A 19,358-nucleotide genomic window follows, 5' to 3' on the forward strand; every position below is an offset into this window, starting at 1 on the left:
TTGGTTCACAGATAACTTTGTATGCTTTGCTAAGTTTGTAACCAAGGCGGGAGCCAAGTTCGTTCTCCGCCTCTATAATTTGATGTAACCCAAAAAACATGCGAGATAACAATGAAAAAAATAGAAGCAGACCAATTAAGTTATAAAGGAGAGTCAAACGGTGTTCATAGTTGGACAACACCGAGTGGCCAGCCATATTACTGGCACCCAGATTGGCTACATATCGCTGAAGATGCAACAGGCTCACATCCAAAGCAGAAAATCGACGTCGATCAAGACCAAGCACCAACTGAGAAACACGCGGTGTCTGCTATTCTGAAACACCTTAACCAATGGGCAGCAGACAAACTAGCGTCTCACCCTGAGATTGAAACAGGCTCTGTCGAGGCTGAAATCAACCTGAAAAAGTAATTGGTTTAAAGTAGATAGCGAGCTCGATCACTCGCGATTCTACTCAAGTATACCGACTGAATAGCCTCCAATTTTAACGAGGCTATTCAAGTGTCTTCATAGTAATGCTGCAATAATCCCCATCTAGATAACAAATCACTTACACAAACCAATTTCTTCTATCAATCCACGAAAGCTCTCGATAGAATTTCCGGTCTCATTCACGACAGCAATATTAGTTATATGCATTCCCAATATCGTGAATCAATATAAAAATTGCGTATTCGTAAACTTAGGATTAGTTACGAGACTTAAGATGAAAATCAACAAAGGCTTATCGATGGATACTTCAAATTTCAACCAATCGCTAACGACTAAGTTATACGTCGTCGCTGGCGTTTTACTTGGCACCTACGGCAGCCGCGTATGTCCTATGCTCGAAAGCTTAACCACGTTAGAGATTTTCACACAGGTAAGTATCGTCTTTGTCTTATTATGGCTCGCGCGTCGTTACTTATTAGCGCAACACACTCTAGTCAAACAAGGTCGATTCGCACAGATCGATACCCTGCTATTTTTTGCTGCAAGTGTCCCTTTCGCGCTCTACTACAACTTAAGCTATGAATTCACCATAGACAGTAATTTGAAAGTGCTGTTCGGCATGAGCCTATTTGGCTTCTTTACTGGGACCATTCTTCAACTGAATACCAAACTTAGCCAAATGGACAAAATGGAAGAGTCTGGACAATTTGATTTTCAACTTATTGGCGAGCGAAGCTCTTTAGTTAAACAGATGATTGGTTTGGTCATCGTACTCCTCATCACCCTTACCACAATGTTAACGATGGTTGCGGTCAAAGACATCTTCTGGCTGGAGAACAACCCAGAGCGATTATTGGATGGCTCAGGTAAGATCAGCGTGATTAAAGAGTTCATTTATTTGGCAGTCGTTCTGGGTGGATACGCGATAACCATTATGACTTTATGGAGCAGGTTGATTAAGCGGATTCTCCTAAGCCAAGAGCACGCATTGAGAAAGGTTACCAGTGGCGAGCAAGGCGTTCGCTTACCTATTTTCGGCTACAATGAGCTGGGTTCAATGGCATCAATGACCAACACCATGCTTGATAGCCTTGAAAACGCTCAAAACGAAGTCAAGACCACACGTGACGTAGCGATTGTGAGTTTATCTGCTTTGGCAGAATCTCGAGACAATGAAACGGGCGCACATATTCTGAGAACTCAAGAATACGTAAAGGTACTCGCACAAGAACTCAGTAAGTCGGAGATCCACGCAAATTTGTTAACGCCAAACTACATTGAGCTGCTTTACAAATCAGCCCCACTCCACGACGTAGGCAAAGTGGGCGTTCCTGATAACGTGCTATTGAAGCCGGGGAAATTAACTGACGAAGAGTTTGAGATAATGAAAGGTCACCCCGCAATTGGTGCTGAAGCATTATCTATTGCAGAAAAGCAGTTGGGAAGCAGCTCTTTCTTAAGAGTCGCGAAAGAGATATCTCTGACCCACCACGAAAAATGGAACGGCAGCGGTTATCCAAATCAGCTGTCTGGTGAGGACATTCCATTATCCGGTCGCTTGATGGCATTAGCCGATGTTTATGACGCGTTAATATCAAAACGAGTCTACAAGCCAGCCTTTACTCATGAACAAGCTAAGCAGATTATCTTGGAGGGCAATGGGACGCATTTTGATCCGCAAGTAGTCCAAGCTTTTCTGGCTGTCGAACAAGAGTTTGTTTCGATTGCCGCGACCTACAAAGATGGCAAAAATGTACCAAGTGAACTCGAGCGTGAAAGCTTTATTGCTCAACCAGCCTAATCTATATAAAAACCACTAACTTCTTGCACCCTATAGGTTAATCCGTAGGGTGTTTTGTTATCAAATACCCTCTTTAGTCAATAAATCTGATTGAAATGGATTTTTTTTGGCCTTTCTGTTCACTTCGTATTGTCTTAAAAATTCCATACAGGTATAACTACCCATAGATACTATCCCCTCTCAATTGACATGGATGAAGATTATGTTTGAAAAAGTGTTAGCTGCTCCCGCCGATCCTATCCTCGGCCTTACTGAAGAGTTTAAAAAAGACTCTCGTGCAGAGAAAATCAACCTTGGTGTTGGCATCTACAAAAATGAAGCTGGCCAAACGCCTGTACTTAAAACAGTAAAGAAAGCAGAAGCTGCACTTCTTGAAAGCGAAAAAACCAAATCTTACCTGACAATTGAAGGTACAGCTGAGTACGGCCTAGCGGTTCAGAAGCTTCTTTTCGGTTCAGACGCAGAGATCGTAACGTCTCAACGTGCTAAAACCGCACAAGCTCCTGGTGGTACTGGTGCACTTCGTGTTGCTGGTGAATTCATCAAGCGCCAATTAGGTGGTGCTAAAATCTGGATCAGCAACCCAACTTGGGCAAACCACAACGGCGTTTTCGCTGCTGCTGGTATCGAGACAGCTCAATACAGCTACTACAATGCTGAAACAAAAGACAAAGACTTCGCAGGCATGGTTGCTGACCTAGAGAAAGCTTCTGAAGGCGATATCGTTCTTCTTCACGGCTGCTGTCACAACCCGACGGGTATCGATCCAACAGCTGACGAGTGGGAAGTGTTGGCTAAACTGGTTGCTGAGAAGAAACTACTTCCTCTGTTCGACTTTGCTTACCAAGGTTTTGCAAAAGGTGTTGAAGAAGATGCGGCTGGTCTACGTATTTTTGCTCAATACAACAAAGAGATCCTTGTTGCTAGCTCATTCTCTAAGAACTTCGGCTTGTACAACGAGCGTGTGGGTGCATTCACTCTAGTTGCAGAATCTGCAGACGTAGCAACGACGGCGTTCTCTCAAGTTAAGAGCATCATCCGCTCTATCTACTCTAACCCACCAGCGCACGGCAGTGCGGTAGTAACTCACATCCTTGGCGATGCTGATCTACGTGCTGAATGGGAAGCAGAAGTGGCAGAAATGCGTGATCGTATCCAAGAGATGCGTGAGCTATTCGTAACAACACTGAAATCTGAAGGTGTTGATGCAGACTTCACATTCATCGAGCGCCAAAACGGCATGTTCTCGTTCTCTGGTCTAAGCAAAGAGCAAGTAACTCGTCTAAAAGATGAATTCGCTATCTACATTGTTGGTTCTGGCCGTATTAGTGTTGCTGGCATGACTAAATCAAACATGGGTCCTCTATGTAAAGGTCTAGCTGCGGTTCTTTAATCGTAAAGCGAAACTTGTATTTTTAGACCTATAGATATGCAAAAGCCAGCGACTAAGCTGGCTTTTTTGTGTCTGTCTTCTTTATTTATAAGCGGTTAATACACGCAGTCTCTGCGTTAGTCGTTAGTACTCTAGGAAAAACTCTACACCTAGCTCATTCGTCCTCTCGCTTCCACCTTTACTTCCCTCACCATCTCGGTGCTGATAAGAGCCGCCAATCGCAAACTTATTGGTCACGAGATAGCGCAAACCTAAATGGTAAATCTCTTCGTCAAACAAATCACTTCGGTTTACCTGCACGCTGCCATTCGCAATCCAACGCTTTGCAAAACCATAGTTAAGTTCGGCTTTTACACCTTGGACAAATTCAGTATCCGATTCGATGGTTTCGTTGCTGCCATTAAGCTCCACCTCACCTTTAGTGATACCCAACAAGTAAGAAGCGACGATATCCAAGTCTTTCTTAATGCTGTAACGATACCCAGCCCCTGCCATTAAGGTGTCAATTCGAGTGGTACTTTCATCTGGATGAATGAAGCGCGCGCTATAGTCTCCTAGCAACAACCAATCATCCGTCATGGTGTAACTCACCCCCAAACCAAACGACGAGGCGTTATTGTTACCACCCGCATCTGCATTTAAACTGCCCGAATGGGCGGTGGCATATATATGGTCATAATCAAGAATATCCACACTGTGAGTCTCGGCCCACGAACTTGGAGAAAACATAAAAACTGCAGATACCAAACTAAGCTTCCACTTCGACATTCTTATTATCCTTCAACTGTCACTCCATTAACTGAAAGGTTAGTCTATCCCTAAGACTTTAAAAAGGTTTTAACTCACAGATTGATTTGTGACGGCAAATTATTATCAAATGTTGTACCATGAAATCATACAAACCAATGGATGATCATTATGGATGCTGAGTTATTAGAAATTCAAAACTTTCTGGCACAATACCCACCTTTCACAGAGCTCCCTGAGGAGATGTTGGCGAAAGTGACCAGTAGCGTGGAAATTTCTTATTACCGCCAAGACACACCTATCATTCACTTTGGTGACCAAATTCATGATCTCTATATCGTTCGAAGTGGCGAAGTTGAGGTCTATCGTCGTAAGGGCGAACTCTATAATCGCCTTGATGAAGGGCATGTGTTTGGACAAATGGGACTGCTGACCAACAACAAAGTTCGCTTCCCTGTTAAAGCGACCGAAGATACCCTTCTCTACTGCATCCCTGAGCCGATTTTCCAAGAGCTCTACGACAACTATGATTCATTCGCTGACTTTGTAGAAGTAGAAGATAACGCGCGACTTCGCCAAGCAAACTCAGACAGCAACGACGCCAACGATTTATCAACATCGAAGGTCAAAACGCTATTGACCAGTGAAGCTCCGATGATCGAGAAGACTCGCACCATCCAACAAGCTGCAACCATGATGGCAGAAGACAATGTATCTTCTCTATTGATCATCGACCCTGATATCGTTGAAGATGATGAAGACGATTCAACGCCAGTTATTGGCATCATTACCGACAGAGACTTATGTACTCGCGTTTTAGCAGAAGGCCTTGACCCGTCTGATGAAGTGTCTAGTGTGATGACACCAGAGGTTATCTCACTCGACCACAATGCCTATGTATATGAAGCCATGATGACCATGCTTCGCTACAACGTGCACCATTTGCCAGTGCTTAAAGATAAGAAACCTATCGGTATTATCGAAGCGACCGATATTGTTCGCTACGAGTCTCAAAACTCACTGTTATTGGTCAGCAGCATCTTCCAGCAACAAAGTATTGAAGATCTAAAAGTACTTTCTGAGCAAGTAAAAGACAGCTTTGTACGCTTGGTTAACGAAGATGCCAATGCACACATGGTGGGTACCGCAATGTCGGTAATTGGCCGTAGCTTTAAACAACGCATTATCGAACTAGGCGAAGAGAAATTGGGTAAAGCGCCCATTCCTTATTGTTTCCTCGCGCTCGGATCCATGGGACGTGATGAACAGTTGCTTGTTACTGACCAAGATAACGCAATTATTCTTGATGACACCTACGACGAGAAAAAACACGGTAAATACTTTGAAGAACTATCAACCTTCATTTGCGATGGCTTAGATCAGTGTGGCTATGTGTATTGTACCGGTGACATCATGGCGACCAATCCAACGTGGCGTATGACTCGTCGCCAATGGGAAGAATGCTTTGCCGATTGGATTGATGATCCAAACCCGAAAGCACTATTGAACGCTTCTATCTTCTTTGATTTAGACGGTGTGTACGGCCGCTTGAAATGGGCCGAGCAATTGAACAGCTTTATCGTAAGGCGTGCTCGTAAGAACAACCGCTTCTTAGCGTGCCTTGCTCGTAATGCGCTTAACCGCACACCGCCACTCGGGTTCTTTAAAGACTTCGTGATGGAGAAAGATGGTCGCCACAACAATTCGATCAACCTTAAACGTCGTGGTACCGCACCACTTGCCGATCTAATTCGTGTCCACTCTTTGGCAGTAGCTTCTCGTTCGAAGAATTCATTCGAACGTTTAGATGACATTATCGACGCAGGTATTCTGCCAAAAGGCCGAGCACAAGACTTGAAAGATGCGATGGAGTTTATCTCTCTAGTTCGTATTCGCCACCAAGCGCACGATGTCGACAACAAAATTGAGCCGGATAACAACATTGAGCCAGAGAACCTATCTGACTTTGAGCGACGTAACCTGAAGGACGCATTCCAAATCTTAAGCAATGCGCAGAACTTCCTTAAGTTCCGTTATCAAGCCAGCAATAAGTTTAAGTAGGGCCTATGAACAAACTATTCAGATCACCTGCGGTCGATTGGCCATTTAAGTTTGCTCAAAAGCTGGAACGCGCGAGAGACGAGCGATTAAAGCAATTTTACAGCCAGCCTCTCCCTTCACCTGATACCCCGGTATCAGAAGTGACGTTTTTAGCTGTCGACTTTGAGACTACAGGTTTGAACCCAACAAAAGATGGCATTATTACTATTGGGTTAGTGCCATTCACGCTCAATCGTATTTATCTACGACAAGCAAGGCATTGGACGCTAAGGCCTAAGCAAAAGCTGGAAGAAGAATCAGTGGTCATCCACGGTATCACGCACAATGACATCATTGATGCACCAGACTTAAATGAAGTGCTCGAAGAGATCTTAGGTGCAATGGCTGGCCATATTCCGGTCGTTCACTACCGCCGTATTGAACGTGATTTCTTAGACAACGCGTTAAAAGTAAGGCTAGGCGAAGGCATTGAATTTCCAGTATTAGATACACTAGAAATCGAATCTCAGATTCAGCATAAATTGGCTGGTGGCTTGTGGAACAAACTAAAAGGCAAGAAACCCGCGTCAGTAAGACTTGGACAAAGTCGCCGTCGATACCACTTACCAGACTACACGCCACATCACGCATTAACTGATGCAATTGCGACCGCAGAGTTACTACAAGCGCAGATTGCGCATCATTTTGGCCCTGATATGCCTGTTAAAGATTTCTGGTTATAGCTAGATTTGATACTGTTTCATTTGCACATCAATGCGCTTAGTTTGCATATTTCAGAACTAAAACGCTCACATTATTAAATAGTGAGCGTTTTACTTTTACGTATGATTAACTTTTACGCATGATTTTATTTTGCACATAAAGAAAAAGTCTACTCAGCAGTCGGGCCAACTAATCGCATTTCCCAATCTTCGACTTTGCCAGTTTCAATGCGACGATCTATAAGTGCTCCCCAAGATTCAACTAAAGGCAGCTCAGCCAACTCTTTGAGCTCTTGTTGATCCAAACAACCTGTGAACACCGCCCCCATAATGCGAGCAAGCGACCAATCTGGGTAAGGTCTTTCACAAAGGACAATTTCGTCACCTTCACCGATATCACCCTCTTCCAAAACACGAAAGTACCAACCAGTGCGTAGAGTATCTTGTAGCCTTCTTGCCATGTCATTTTGGTCGAATCGAACGTTCAGTTTCCAACAAGGCATACGCCCTTGCGAGACTTCCAACAATGTTGACCCGATACGAACCTTATCTTTCAAACAAATGGCGTGTTCCGTGATACCGCTTGAGCTCAGGTTCTCGCCAAATGCGCCGACAGATTGAAAGATGACTTTGTCACCCAACTCTTTCTGCCAAACTGGGTAGTGCTCGCTTGGGTAGATATGAAGGGCTTTTTGAATGCCGCCATGAAAGCGAGGATCACCTTGTTCGTCATTGGCAAAACCAAGCTCTGTCGCGTATTGGCGTTCTGACAAAACCTGCTTATCAATGGCACTTTTTGCTCCGTGTGCGAAAGCAACGGTTTTTCCTACCAATACACTGTTTACTACGCCTAACTTCTTCATATCCCTTCCTTCTTACTGGAAACTTTCTTACTGGAATTATACTTGTTGAACTTCATGAGATAAAACGACACTACTGCTCGGCTTCATTCACTATGCCAAGCATGATAGCCTAACAAACCAATGTCAGAGTAGAGATGTAAGGACAGTTAATAATGCCAACCCGCCAAATAGATTCTCACTCCGGCTTTATGACTTCAAATGAGATGATGGTTGCCAATCCTAATTCACCAGCGTTAGTAAAGACCATCGACATGCCTAAAGGTTTCATCGATGCAATGCACCAACATACTTGGCATCAAGTGATCTTTCCAATCAAAGGATTACTGCAAACCAAAACGGATCACTACCAGCATCTTGTCCCGCACACTTCTGCGCTGTTCGTACCTGCCGGAATTCAACACGAGTCTATCGCACTTAACCATACGATGTTTGTCGGCATTTACCTTAATCCGGCCTTTGGCATTAAGTATGAACCTCAAGTGCGAACCATTACCCTCACTCCATTTTTAAACGAGTTATTGCAAGAGATCCGAAGGCTGTGTGAAGGATTGGTGAATGATGAAGAGGTATTGCGTTTGCTTGCGGTACTGCACGACCAGATCATGAAAGACAATGTACAGACCTTTCAATTACTGTTACCCGAAGACAGGCGTTTAAAGCTAATATTCGAAGCTCTGACAAACACGCCAAAATTAGATTGCTCGTTAAAGGCGTGGGGAGAAAAAGTCGGAGCCTCGGAACGAACGTTGTCGCGGTTGTTCTCAAAAGAATTCAACACGTCATTTCAGTTGTGGCGGCAACAAATCCGACTGATTTGTTCATTGTCTTTACTTGATGAAGAACTCTCGATCCAGAGTATTGCTGACCAAGTCGGGTATCAAAACGACTCATCATACATCAAAGCATTCAGAGCAAACTTCAATATCACTCCACAGCAGTTTCGCACCAATGGTCGTCGAAAATAGTGAAAGCTATTTGACGAGGTGATTGGCGCTATATTGCTCCCGTAGACAAGTTTTGGTAGTAACAACGTTTATGCTGATACATATTCTCATCAGCGACCGAGAACAATTGGTCAACGTCTGTTGAATCACTCGAGGCCACACCAATCGAGAACCTGACAGGAATAAAGATACCCGCTTTAGTCTCGATTTTTTGCTCCTCTTGAGCAACATACAACTGTTCAACTATCTCTTCGGCATTGTGAGAACCCGATTCACCACAAGTTAAGGTAAGCACTGCAAATTCATCTCCACCTAGACGGTACAGGTTACTAGCAGGGGTCAATTCATGGCTGATGACATCTACACAGCGTTGTATCAATTCATCCCCAACTTCATGTCCATATACATCATTAGCCGCTTTTAGAGCGTTAATATCAATAATGAGCAAAGAAAGCTGATTTCCATTTTGACTAACGTTTCGTTTGCTAAATTCGAGATCTTCATTAAAAGCTTTACGATTTAAACACCCCGTCGGCAAGTTAATACGCGTAATATTTTCGAGTTCTATCCAACCTGCTAACTGTTTTTGGTACAAATCAAAAATCAAAAGATCTTCTTCACTTAATGAATCAAATGAACAAGAAGAAAAATAACCAATCCCTCCTCCTTTTGAGTCGCTAAGAATCAAGTCTGACTCGCTAGCTTGCACAAAATGAAACTGAATGGAATGTTGAGCAAGTAATGTCTTCAACTCTTCATCCACCATTTGAGGAATCACCCTATATTCGGCCGTCTGTCTCGATGATGCAAACTGGACGATCTTCAGAATACGATGCTTCTGGGATTCTTCACGTGCCAACGAGTAAGTTAGTTTGCTGGTTTTCTCTTCAACCAAGTCCTCTAACTGAACATTGAATCTTTCTAGCTTATCGTTGCTCTCGGTGAGCTCGCTGACCTGGTGCTGTATACGACGCCACATTTTTGCCAATAAACGACTCAGTATCACGAACTCTGTAAAACGATGTTCATCCACACTATGGACTGGTGATTGGTTATGCGAATACGACTCTACAGATTCAGCTAACAGATTTAGCTGCCCTGAGAACCAGCGATTTAGGACCAAAGCAAATACAATGGCGATGGCAAGCGTTGCCATCAGTATTCTGACAAAGACAACCTGAGCTTGTTGCATCTCTGATAGGCGCGCACTGTCGGAAATATGATGTTTGGCGCTCAGCACCAATTGATCGGTAAAGAGTTTGCTATCAATCGCTATAATATTAGCGCCTTGTTCTGAAGATCGTTCATCAGTTGAATCAACATAGTTAAATTCAACCGATTCATTTTGATACAAGAAAGGGGCAACTTTAGTGTTAAGCCTGTCATACCCCATAAGAACGACAAGATACCCCTGCGGCGTATATGTGGAACCTTCAATCAAACGATAAGGCAAAACCGGCGCAACAAATGCGATACCATCGCTGGCATTATCCGCCAACTCAGTTTCGGTAAATTCGGTGTGAAACAATTTCCCTTGCTCATAAACCGATTGAGGAAGCTTCAAGCGCTCTAACAACTGGCTATTTTCAAAATGGTACAAGCTGCCCTTACTGTCATAAATAGGCTTCCAGTTTTGGTCCAGAATGTAAGTCGCAGACACGCTCCCCGCCAACGCATTGAAGCTATCCATCTTGTCCCAAACAACACTCGAGAAAAAGATATTGCCACCAGCTTTAATCAGTGATCGGTCTTGCGAATACCATTGGGTTAAGCTTGCAGTCAGTTTGATTTGCTCTTGTACTGTTTGACGAATACCTAGCGTAGAGTTATCTAACTTAGTTTCTTTTTGCTCTAAAGAACTTTGATTTTGCTTATTGAGTATCAGTTGCCCCGCCAGATAAACAGGGAGCATTGAGCAAGCTAGCAACACCAAACCCATGGAGTATTTTAATGATAACTTCAATCACGAACCCTCATGTGCGCTGAGTAATATTGAACAAAATCATTGTAAAACTGATTCAATTCACTCTTTGGCATCCCTGACTTGTAACGTTGGTACGCCCTTGCCGACGCCTCCCAAACTATCGCCATCTTGTAGTCACTCGACATCATTTGCGATGCTTGAAACTCGTCATACATATTTGAAAAGGTTTGGTTACCTTCCTCTACACGGCGCTGGTTAACCTCATAAAATGGCGAAACCATGGCATTTGAGTGGGCTAAATAGGTGAAACTACTTGATTGCAGATATAGAACGACCTCTTTCAAAGCGGCCTTTTTGTCCAAGTTTTGCATGCCTTTATCCGTGACAGCAAAAATTTTGGCACCACTAAATGAAGACATACTTTCACCACGATAGGTTGGCAACGGGTTTACGTATAGATTTCGACCAAAAGCTTCATCTAGTTCGTTGAACGCCCAATCACCATCAATCAAAAACTCAACTTCACCATGAATAAATCTCTGTCTCGCGCAAGTGTCACTGCACGATGATTCAATGACTTTCTTCTGTTGCAGCATATCAATGAAGTCAAAAATGGCGACTAACCCTTCACCGTTAATGTTCTTCGATGACAATAGGTCTTCAGAAAAAAGCTGATAGAAAGCCAAATAGAAGTACATATTTGGGTTGGGGAAAATAACACTCACTTGATTGGACAGAGCAGAGCGCTCAATTAGGCTCTCCCATGTAACGACATGCTCTTGAGGCTTGCTCGAATACAGAACAACCTGGTTTCCAATACCAACAGGTAAGGCCTTAAGCTCACCATCGATGACAACCGCATCGAGCGCTTTTTTTTCATACCGCTCAGTATCGACCCAAGCCTCAGGAAGAGTCGCTAATTCGATATACTCAGTAAGACCTAAGAAGTCAGAAGGAACCCAAATGGCGTCGGGAAAGGTATTATCTCTAGGATCAGCGACAAGCAGTTCAGATCGAATACTGTTGACGTCAAATGAACGAATTTCCACATGATGGTCAGTCATCGCTTCAATATGTTCTTTTACGTAATCGGCCGTTTCATAATTAATACCAGCCCATATCTCAAGTGTGGACGAATAAGCAATAGCTGGAAATAGCATCGCAATTAGACTCAATAACCTCACACTTGATTCCTTATAGCAAAAATTAGACGTTGGACTTTAACCGCTCATCAATAAGCCGCCCCCTTGCAACTAGCGATTCTGCCCTTGGCGACACGTTATACAGTAAAAGGAATCTGAAAAACAGTTGGTACTCTCGCTTTAAGGGAAAAGCCTGCTCATTCCGATACATCCGTCATATCTCTAAACGGCTGCTCTTACAACAAATCAACATATCATACCCTTTATTCTTAACGACAAAAAAAATGCCGCAAAAGCGGCATTTATCTCGTTCGGTGCATTCGACACAATAAAAAATCAAATAAGCAATTTATCGTTCAAAGCCCTGTCATTGATTAAGCGTATTTCTCTTCAAAATCTTTCATGAAGCTAACTAGTGCTTGAACGCCTTCTAAAGACATGGCGTTGTATAGCGATGCTCGCATTCCGCCTACCGCTCTGTGGCCTTTTAATGATTTGAGGCCTGCTGCGTCAGCCAGCTCTAAGAACTTACCGTCTAGCTCAGGTTTCGCCAATTGGAATGGCACGTTCATTCTTGAACGGTTTGCGGTGTGAACATCGTTTTTGTAGAAAGCAGAGCTATCAATCTCATTATAAAGCAACGCCGCTTTCTCTTTGTTCACCAACTCCATCGCTTCAACGCCACCTTGAGCTTTCAGCCACTTGAATACAAGGCCTGATAGGTACCAAGCATACGTTGGTGGTGTGTTGAACATTGAGTCTTTTTCAGCAAGTACTTTGTAGTTAAGAATGCTCGGCAACACATCGTTTGCTAGTTCGAGTAGATCATCACGCACGATGGCAATACAAATACCAGCCGGACCGATATTCTTTTGAGCGCCAGCGTAGATAACACCATATTGAGACACATCGATCTTACGAGACAGAATGTTAGATGACATATCCGCTACGATTGGCTTATCCGTTTGAGGAAGCTCACTGATTTCAATGCCATCGATGGTTTCGTTTGGACAGAAATGTACGTACGCAGCTTCTGGGTCGATTTTCCAATCTTTAGCCGGAACAACCGCCGCTTTACCATCAATAGATGTCTTCGCGTTAAATACATCGATTTCGCAATATTTGCTCGCTTCAGTCACTGCGCTTTCTGCCCAGTAGCCCGCATCAATGTAAGTTGCTTTCGTCGCGTTACCTAGAAGGTTTAGAGGAACAGCAGCGAATTGAGCACGAGCGCCCCCCTGACAGAAAAGAACTTTATAGTTATCTGGGATGTTCAGAAGATCACGTAGGTCTTGCTCAGACTCATCGGCAACTTGAATAAATTCTTTGCTGCGATGGCTGATTTCCATAACGGAAGTGCCTAAACCATTCCAATCAATGAAGTCTGCTTGCGCTTGTTTCATTACAGGCTTAGGCAGTGCAGCTGGGCCAGCACTGAAGTTGAATACGTTATCTAATGTAAGTTCCATGGGGATGATTGCTCCTGCTAAATAATAACTATGCAAGTAATACCATGTTTTACCCAACATAAAAACAACAAAAGAGGTCTTAAGACCTCTTTTGTTTCGTACCGTATAAAATGTTTAAGCTTAACCTGCTAAATCACCCTATCAGTATTAAGCCTTACTCTGTTCATTGAACAAAAGCCGGCATAAGTAGAGCAATTAATGGAATTTCTTGTCCATTTTCAAACACTAGGTTTCCATTTTCTAGGTCAGCCGTGATTTCATAACCACTTTCTGTTTCCTTGATCATTTCCATTACGATCAATTCGTCGATACCTTCACGGATAAAAGGGTATTCTTCAACAAGCTCATTTGAGAAGCTAGATTGAACATTACCTGTTAATGCAGGAACAATCATTGAAGGGTTACTGCTGATGTTTTCTGTGCCTTCCGGTACGCTCACCAACCATTTAGATTCAAACTGCCCCTTGCCTAGCTCTAACGACATATTGTTCATTGAAAGGTCGAAGCCTTTAGCAAATAGTACATCGATAAACGGAATGATCTCTGCGACGTCTTCTTGCGTCAGAACAGGGTTCGATTGGTAAATTTCAAAGATTTTCTCGAACGACTCACTATCCAGTTTTGCCATTTCAAAATCGACATTTAGATTATGCAATTGGCCTTCGTTGGTCTCAATGTTTGCGATATCCAGCTTAAGACTGCTACTCAATCGCTTAGTCGTTTCATCTAGATGAGATTCAAAATCGTACTTAGAATTTTCAATGGTCATGAATGGCTGCATTGCAGAATCTGAAATCAAGAAGCTATCAATAGTAAAATTCTGCGTGCCTAACCAGTAACCTTTCGCTTGCTGGCCTGAACCAATACCTTTTAGGTTAGATAGTGTCACCTCTTCACCCGTATCAAAATCAATTTGAACCGATGGGATAGAAAGCTGGTAATCGACCTGCCCTAATACAGTGGCATGGCCAGACAGATTCGACTTCGTGATAGATACCGAGGTACCATTTTCTTCTGAACCTTGGTGATTGAACTGGCTTAACTCGAAGTTGAAATCCGTGTTGCCGTTTAGTTCAGTGCTAGTAGTCAGACTAAGAGGCAGAATGTCGGTATTCTCAAACGTCGACAGCGCGTTTAAGCTCACTAAGCCATGGCTAACCGCACTATTAATGACAAACTCACTCGGTAAGCCATCGAGCGCAAGTTGCTCTTTCAAGTTCTCATCCTTCACGGTTACGCGAGTGGTTACATTAGAAGAAAGGTAACCTCTATCGTATTCCACGATTTCAGCTTGAATGCTTGAATTGTTAAGCTTTGCAACGCCATCAGTAATCGCATTTTGTCCAATTTGCCCAACCGCGAGTGGCCAACAAAGTGCCAATGAGATTGCTCCGCCAATTGCACCAATTTTTCTTAACTGTTCCATGAGTTCTCTTTCTACATTAGTCTGTTTTTTTTAGTCTAACCCATCAGTAGCAAACAAGAAACATTGAGTTAAATCAGTCTATTGCTCGATACTTCGATTGCCTCAATAAATTAACGGCTAGCTCTCATCCTTATTCAGCGGTTCTTGCTAGGCTAGAGACGTCGCTACTATTAAGGTTGAGCTGTGAATCAATACGCTGTTATCTGTTTGGACAATAATCCGGTTAGCATTGAAAGAATACGTTCGGAGCTGGCTCCGTTAGCTTCTGTCTTCGATATTTATACTGCCGAGAACATAGAAGACGCGCATCACGCATTAGAAGACATCCATGATCACCATCAAACCGTTGCCTTAGTGATCACTCATCATCATGCTGAATTTAATGGCGTGCAATTTCTTATTGAACTGGAACAGCTTCCCCATAGTAATACCGCAAGAACGATATTAGTCAGCGCTTCGTCAGACATTCAATCCATTCTGACCGCGGTAAATGAAGGCAGACTCAATCACTGCCTAACCAAACCCGTTCAAGATCAGGTTTTATTCAAATCGGCGCAAAAAGAGCTGACCTCTTTTGTTATCCAATACGACTCAGAAAACCTGTTATCTTACAGCGACGCGTTGGATCAACAGCGCTTATTCAGAGCGCACATCGAGCAAAAGATTCATTCTTTTCAATCAGGTTTCATTCACGACTACCACCAGCTTTCTGATAATGCCCTTGCAGAGCGAGTCGTCAGTGCATTACAAGATGTGTTTTCAAAAGACGATAAAACCAAAGCCATTCGTGACTACTCCCCCGAACATCTACTCACAGTGGAAGGTGAAGACAATCGCTTTCTGTGGTTAATCATTGAAGGTGAAGCCGCTCTCTATAAAAAAGATGAGCTGGGGCAGCAGCGGGAAGTGGTACGACACTCTAAGGGCAACATTGTCGGCGGGATGTCATTTGTAACGGGTGAACCTTCGTTCTCTACTGCGATAACCCTAACGCAAACACGCGTTATTAAACTGGATAAAGATAGCTTTGCTCAGGTGATGCATTCAAACAATACCCTGCTGCCGCTATTTACTAATTTGCTACTACGTCACTTCAATCGACGCCTACAAAGAAGCATCACCAATAAGATCAAGCTGCAACAAACGCTAGAATCGTTGGAATCTGCACATCAACAATTGATAGAGAAAGAGAAAATGGCGATGCTCGGGCAGCTTGTCGCAGGCGTTGCTCATGAGTTGAACAACCCTATTGCCGCGATCTTACGAAGTATTGAAACCTTATCTGAACATCTCGACCAGATACTCGAGAATTCGTCACTCTCAGAATCGAATAAAGGGACTGATGTGCTAGCGCATTCAAAACTAGCCAAACCACTATCAACAGCTCAAGAAAGACAGCTCGTTAAGCACCTCGCCTCTACTATCGATGACCGTGCGCTAGCTAAAAAAGCCGTGAGACTAAACCTAAGCCAAGACTCGGCGGTTCTAGATACCTTAAAACACTCCCCTGTCGCAGGCCGAGAGCTGCTCAGTGACTTAGAGCATTACCATTATGTTGGAAACTCTATCCGCTCTATTCAAGTTTGCAGCAAACGTATTGCCGATATGGTTAAAAGCCTAAAAAGCTATGCCCGAGAAGATGAAGAGGTTCGCCACTACGCTGACATTCACGAAGGGCTTGAAGATACCTTAGTGATCTTTGAAAACAGGCTTAAACATCACCAACTCGAAAAGCATTACGACACCGAATTGCCACCTTTATTGTGCCAGTCGCTCTCGCTACAACAAGTATGGACGAACCTGATCTCTAACGCACTCGATGCCCTTTCTGAACGAGGAAAAGTGTCAATCACTACCTCTCAACAGACGCAAGGTGACGACACGTTTCTTGTAGTGGAAATCTCCGACACCGGCCATGGCATAGCGAAAAAAGACATCAGCACCATTTTCAACCCAAATTTCACGACCAAAAAAGAAGGTAACTTTGGTTTAGGAATTGGGTTATCCATTTCTCAACAAATCGTTTCGGCTCATCAAGGCTTTATTTTGGTGGAGTCTGAGGTAGGCAGCCATACCAACATGCAAGTGTGGCTTCCATTCAAACAGGAAGGAGTACCTCATGAATAAGTACCTAATTTTATGTGTCGATGATGAACCTGAAGTCCTCAACAGTGTCCTTCAAGACTTAGCACCATTTGAAGAAAACTTTATTGTTGAAGGGGCCGAATCGGTCGATGAAGCCAAGCAAGTAATTAAAGAGATGGGACAGGATGGTATTAAGCTCGCCTTAATATTGTGTGACCACATCATGCCAGACAAAACGGGCATCGATTTCCTGATCGAACTTAATCAACGCAACTCAACGCAGCCAACACGCAAACTGCTACTCACAGGACAAGCTGGTCTTGAAGATACCGTCACGGCGATTAACAACGCTGCGCTTGATTTCTATATTTCAAAACCTTGGCAAGGTGATCAACTTAGAGACACCATAACTCAGCAGTTGACAGACTATGTCATTGCAAACGACAAACAGTTGCTAAACTGGACTTCTATTTTAGATACCGAGCGCATCCTGACGTCAATGGCGAACAAGCGAACAAGCTTTGGTGAATAGCTCTAGCATAGCTTTAACGTACGGTGAATCGACCTAACGCGTGGTGAATCAACCTTAAATTTGGGTGAATAGTCCCATAAACATGAGATCTCAGTTGCAGAGCAACACCTAAATTGTATATTTTTTAGCTAAATGGCAAAGGATTAGTATTTTTATAGATTACTTTTTCGTGAGTTAGATTAAACTGTCCCAATGTTTATGGTTTGCCTGATTTTTCTCAAGCCAAAGGAATTAACACTAAATAAAGGTTTACGGTCGTTATGCGCAAAATTCTACTTACTACCGCTATGTTATTGGCTTCTAGCCAAGCACTAGCTGTTGATGAACAACCACAAGTAATGAGCAACTTTAACTACGATTACTTTGAAGCACGTATCGGTGCAAGCCCAGTAACATTTGGTGGCGCGTTCAGTAAGTCAATTCACCCGAATGCTCACGCTATAGCACGTATCGATTCAGAATTTGAAGGCGATTACGATTCAGCTGTAGGTCTTGGTTTCCACGCTCCATTAAACAACTGGGCAGACCTAACAGGTGAAATGTTAGCTCGTATCGTTCAACCTGAAAACTCAAGCTCTACTGATATCGGTATGGAAATCAACGTTGGTGTTCGCCAATGGCTTGGTCCACAACTAGAAGTTGGTGGTAAAGGTGGTTACGTTTCTATCGATGATAACGATGATTGGACTGGTTCTGTGTACGCGCGTTTCCACTCTACAGAGCTTTTCTCTTTAGGTGCTGAAGCTCGCATTAACGACTTCTACGGTGATCAGCTAATGTTCACGGCTCGTTTCAAGTACTAATACTTAACGCTCAAGCCCTAACAGGTAAGCTCTCCACGAGCACTTAGCCTTTTGATACTTAGTCTTTTAAGAAATCCGGCTAAGACAGAAACAAAAAAACCGAGGACATTCCTCGGTTTTTATTTATTAACAGTAATCTTAAGCATATGGGCAAACTTCTTTAGTGGCAGCTCTTTAGTAATTGCTGCTTGCGTGGCTCTTGTAATAGTTTCCAATGAATACCATCAATTGCACCCGCAAATTTCCAAAGTAGTTTTAGGTCAACATCATTGCCGTACGCTTCACGAACCTTATTAAACACTTCAGGCGCGCCCAACTGCATAAACATTGAAACATCATCCACACCGGCCTTTTTAACCATGCGCTCTAATGTAAGCTGCATGTTTGGTAGATCTCTTAATCTACGGCTAGCTGATGACTTTTTGAAGCTACGCTGCTGAATCGAATTATCGATTGAAGTACGAATAATACTATCCAATTCAGGATGTTCACATGTAAACAGGTCAGTAATATCGTAGTAATTTACGGTAGCTGTTGTCTGTTTTTTTACATGGCGATATTTTTCACAATCAAGATCGGTCAGTTTTCTATCTAATGACTTTCCACCTCTAATGAATAAACAACCTTCACTCAATAAAGCGAACATAGCGTCATTTTGAAAGAGGCCAATACCTCCAAACATAGAACGTTTTTGATGCTCACCAAATTGATTCACGTAATTAATAAATGCTGTCTCGGTCATATCCGTTGATCCTTAATCAAATAACCCCGATTAGGTTGATCACCAGACAAGCAGCTTGTTATGCGAAAAATTTTTAATCTATTTTTTATTCTTTAGGTGAATATTATGTTTTCGTTTTTCACCTTTAAATAAATGATACTTCGAAAAGAAAAATAAGTCTGGACTTAGTTCACATCAATCAATTGAGTATTATGATTTTTCATGATTGGCGTCACAGTAAACTATCAAACCATGCTTAAATTTGGACACCTAGTGATACACCGGTTCAAATTATTAAAGGTTATGTCCTCGGA

The 19,358-nt window shown here is 43.0% G+C and carries 16 protein-coding genes; 9 read left to right on the forward strand and 7 right to left on the reverse strand.

The features are described from left to right. Window positions 1-111: 111 nt before the first annotated feature. The 3 genes from BCU75_RS13290 to BCU75_RS13300 all read left to right on the forward strand — a co-directional run bounded on the left by BCU75_RS13290 (window position 112) and on the right by BCU75_RS13300 (window position 3,626). On the forward strand, window positions 112-411 hold the full coding sequence (locus BCU75_RS13290; protein ID WP_076677651.1) for a hypothetical protein: 300 nt from the start codon (window positions 112-114) through the stop codon (window positions 409-411). 295 nt (window positions 412-706) lie between these two features. Then, the gene (locus tag BCU75_RS13295; RefSeq protein ID WP_102474143.1) at window positions 707-2,233 is read left to right on the forward strand and encodes an HD-GYP domain-containing protein; all 1,527 of its coding nucleotides are present in this window, start codon (window positions 707-709) and stop codon (window positions 2,231-2,233) included. 202 nt (window positions 2,234-2,435) lie between these two features. Beyond that, on the forward strand, window positions 2,436-3,626 hold the full coding sequence (locus BCU75_RS13300) for an amino acid aminotransferase (protein ID WP_102474144.1): 1,191 nt from the start codon (window positions 2,436-2,438) through the stop codon (window positions 3,624-3,626). A 123-nt stretch (window positions 3,627-3,749) separates the two neighbouring features. Here the strand turns inward: BCU75_RS13300 and BCU75_RS13305 are convergent, their stop codons facing one another. Further along, entirely contained in the window at window positions 3,750-4,394 is a 645-nt protein-coding gene (locus BCU75_RS13305) for an outer membrane beta-barrel protein (RefSeq protein WP_102474145.1), read from the reverse strand. 150 nt (window positions 4,395-4,544) lie between these two features. Here BCU75_RS13305 and BCU75_RS13310 point away from each other — a divergent pair, with 150 nt between their 5' ends. Both BCU75_RS13310 and BCU75_RS13315 read left to right on the forward strand, forming a co-directional pair. Beyond that, on the forward strand, window positions 4,545-6,434 hold the full coding sequence (locus tag BCU75_RS13310; protein ID WP_076677658.1) for a DUF294 nucleotidyltransferase-like domain-containing protein: 1,890 nt from the start codon (window positions 4,545-4,547) through the stop codon (window positions 6,432-6,434). A 5-nt stretch (window positions 6,435-6,439) separates the two neighbouring features. Further along, complete coding sequence (locus BCU75_RS13315; protein ID WP_102474146.1) at window positions 6,440-7,156, forward strand: 3'-5' exonuclease; 717 nt, start codon at window positions 6,440-6,442, stop codon at window positions 7,154-7,156. A 149-nt stretch (window positions 7,157-7,305) separates the two neighbouring features. Here BCU75_RS13315 and BCU75_RS13320 read toward each other — a convergent pair whose 3' ends face one another. Then, the gene (locus tag BCU75_RS13320) at window positions 7,306-7,998 is read right to left on the reverse strand and encodes an MOSC domain-containing protein (RefSeq protein ID WP_102474147.1); all 693 of its coding nucleotides are present in this window, start codon (window positions 7,996-7,998) and stop codon (window positions 7,306-7,308) included. A gap of 152 nt (window positions 7,999-8,150) precedes the next feature. Here BCU75_RS13320 and BCU75_RS13325 point away from each other — a divergent pair, with 152 nt between their 5' ends. Further along, window positions 8,151-8,963, forward strand: a complete 813-nt coding sequence (locus tag BCU75_RS13325) for an AraC family transcriptional regulator (protein WP_198593424.1) — start codon at window positions 8,151-8,153, stop codon at window positions 8,961-8,963. A gap of 28 nt (window positions 8,964-8,991) precedes the next feature. Here the strand turns inward: BCU75_RS13325 and BCU75_RS13330 are convergent, their stop codons facing one another. The 4 genes from BCU75_RS13330 to BCU75_RS13345 all read right to left on the reverse strand — a co-directional run bounded on the left by BCU75_RS13330 (window position 8,992) and on the right by BCU75_RS13345 (window position 14,903). Next, window positions 8,992-10,881 (reverse strand): GGDEF domain-containing protein, encoded by a 1,890-nt coding sequence (locus BCU75_RS13330; RefSeq protein ID WP_102474149.1) that lies wholly within the window; start codon window positions 10,879-10,881, stop codon window positions 8,992-8,994. 20 nt (window positions 10,882-10,901) lie between these two features. Next, window positions 10,902-12,050, reverse strand: coding sequence for a sugar ABC transporter substrate-binding protein (locus BCU75_RS13335; protein WP_372201856.1), 1,149 nt, complete (start codon window positions 12,048-12,050; stop codon window positions 10,902-10,904). Between the two features lie 332 nt (window positions 12,051-12,382). Next, window positions 12,383-13,477, reverse strand: coding sequence for a 3-phosphoserine/phosphohydroxythreonine transaminase (gene serC / locus BCU75_RS13340; protein ID WP_102474151.1), 1,095 nt, complete (start codon window positions 13,475-13,477; stop codon window positions 12,383-12,385). A 163-nt stretch (window positions 13,478-13,640) separates the two neighbouring features. Then, the gene (locus BCU75_RS13345) at window positions 13,641-14,903 is read right to left on the reverse strand and encodes a DUF945 family protein (RefSeq protein ID WP_102474152.1); all 1,263 of its coding nucleotides are present in this window, start codon (window positions 14,901-14,903) and stop codon (window positions 13,641-13,643) included. A gap of 183 nt (window positions 14,904-15,086) precedes the next feature. Here BCU75_RS13345 and BCU75_RS13350 point away from each other — a divergent pair, with 183 nt between their 5' ends. The 3 genes from BCU75_RS13350 to BCU75_RS13360 all read left to right on the forward strand — a co-directional run bounded on the left by BCU75_RS13350 (window position 15,087) and on the right by BCU75_RS13360 (window position 18,323). Next, window positions 15,087-17,030 carry an ATP-binding protein gene (locus BCU75_RS13350; RefSeq protein ID WP_102474153.1) on the forward strand — a complete coding sequence of 648 codons (1,944 nt, stop codon included), beginning with the start codon at window positions 15,087-15,089 and terminating at the stop codon, window positions 17,028-17,030. Continuing rightward, a complete protein-coding gene (locus tag BCU75_RS13355) occupies window positions 17,023-17,520 on the forward strand; it encodes a response regulator (RefSeq protein WP_076677672.1) in 498 nt (165 codons plus the stop codon). Before BCU75_RS13350 ends, BCU75_RS13355 begins: the two co-directional genes overlap by 8 nt. A gap of 260 nt (window positions 17,521-17,780) precedes the next feature. Beyond that, the gene (locus tag BCU75_RS13360; RefSeq protein WP_004734692.1) at window positions 17,781-18,323 is read left to right on the forward strand and encodes a hypothetical protein; all 543 of its coding nucleotides are present in this window, start codon (window positions 17,781-17,783) and stop codon (window positions 18,321-18,323) included. Between the two features lie 160 nt (window positions 18,324-18,483). Here BCU75_RS13360 and BCU75_RS13365 read toward each other — a convergent pair whose 3' ends face one another. Next, window positions 18,484-19,065 carry a TfoX/Sxy family DNA transformation protein gene (locus BCU75_RS13365; RefSeq protein WP_102474154.1) on the reverse strand — a complete coding sequence of 194 codons (582 nt, stop codon included), beginning with the start codon at window positions 19,063-19,065 and terminating at the stop codon, window positions 18,484-18,486. Window positions 19,066-19,358: the final 293 nt, after the last annotated feature.

This window comes from Vibrio splendidus, assembly GCF_002873455.1.
Taxonomy (GTDB): domain Bacteria; phylum Pseudomonadota; class Gammaproteobacteria; order Enterobacterales; family Vibrionaceae; genus Vibrio; species Vibrio splendidus_J.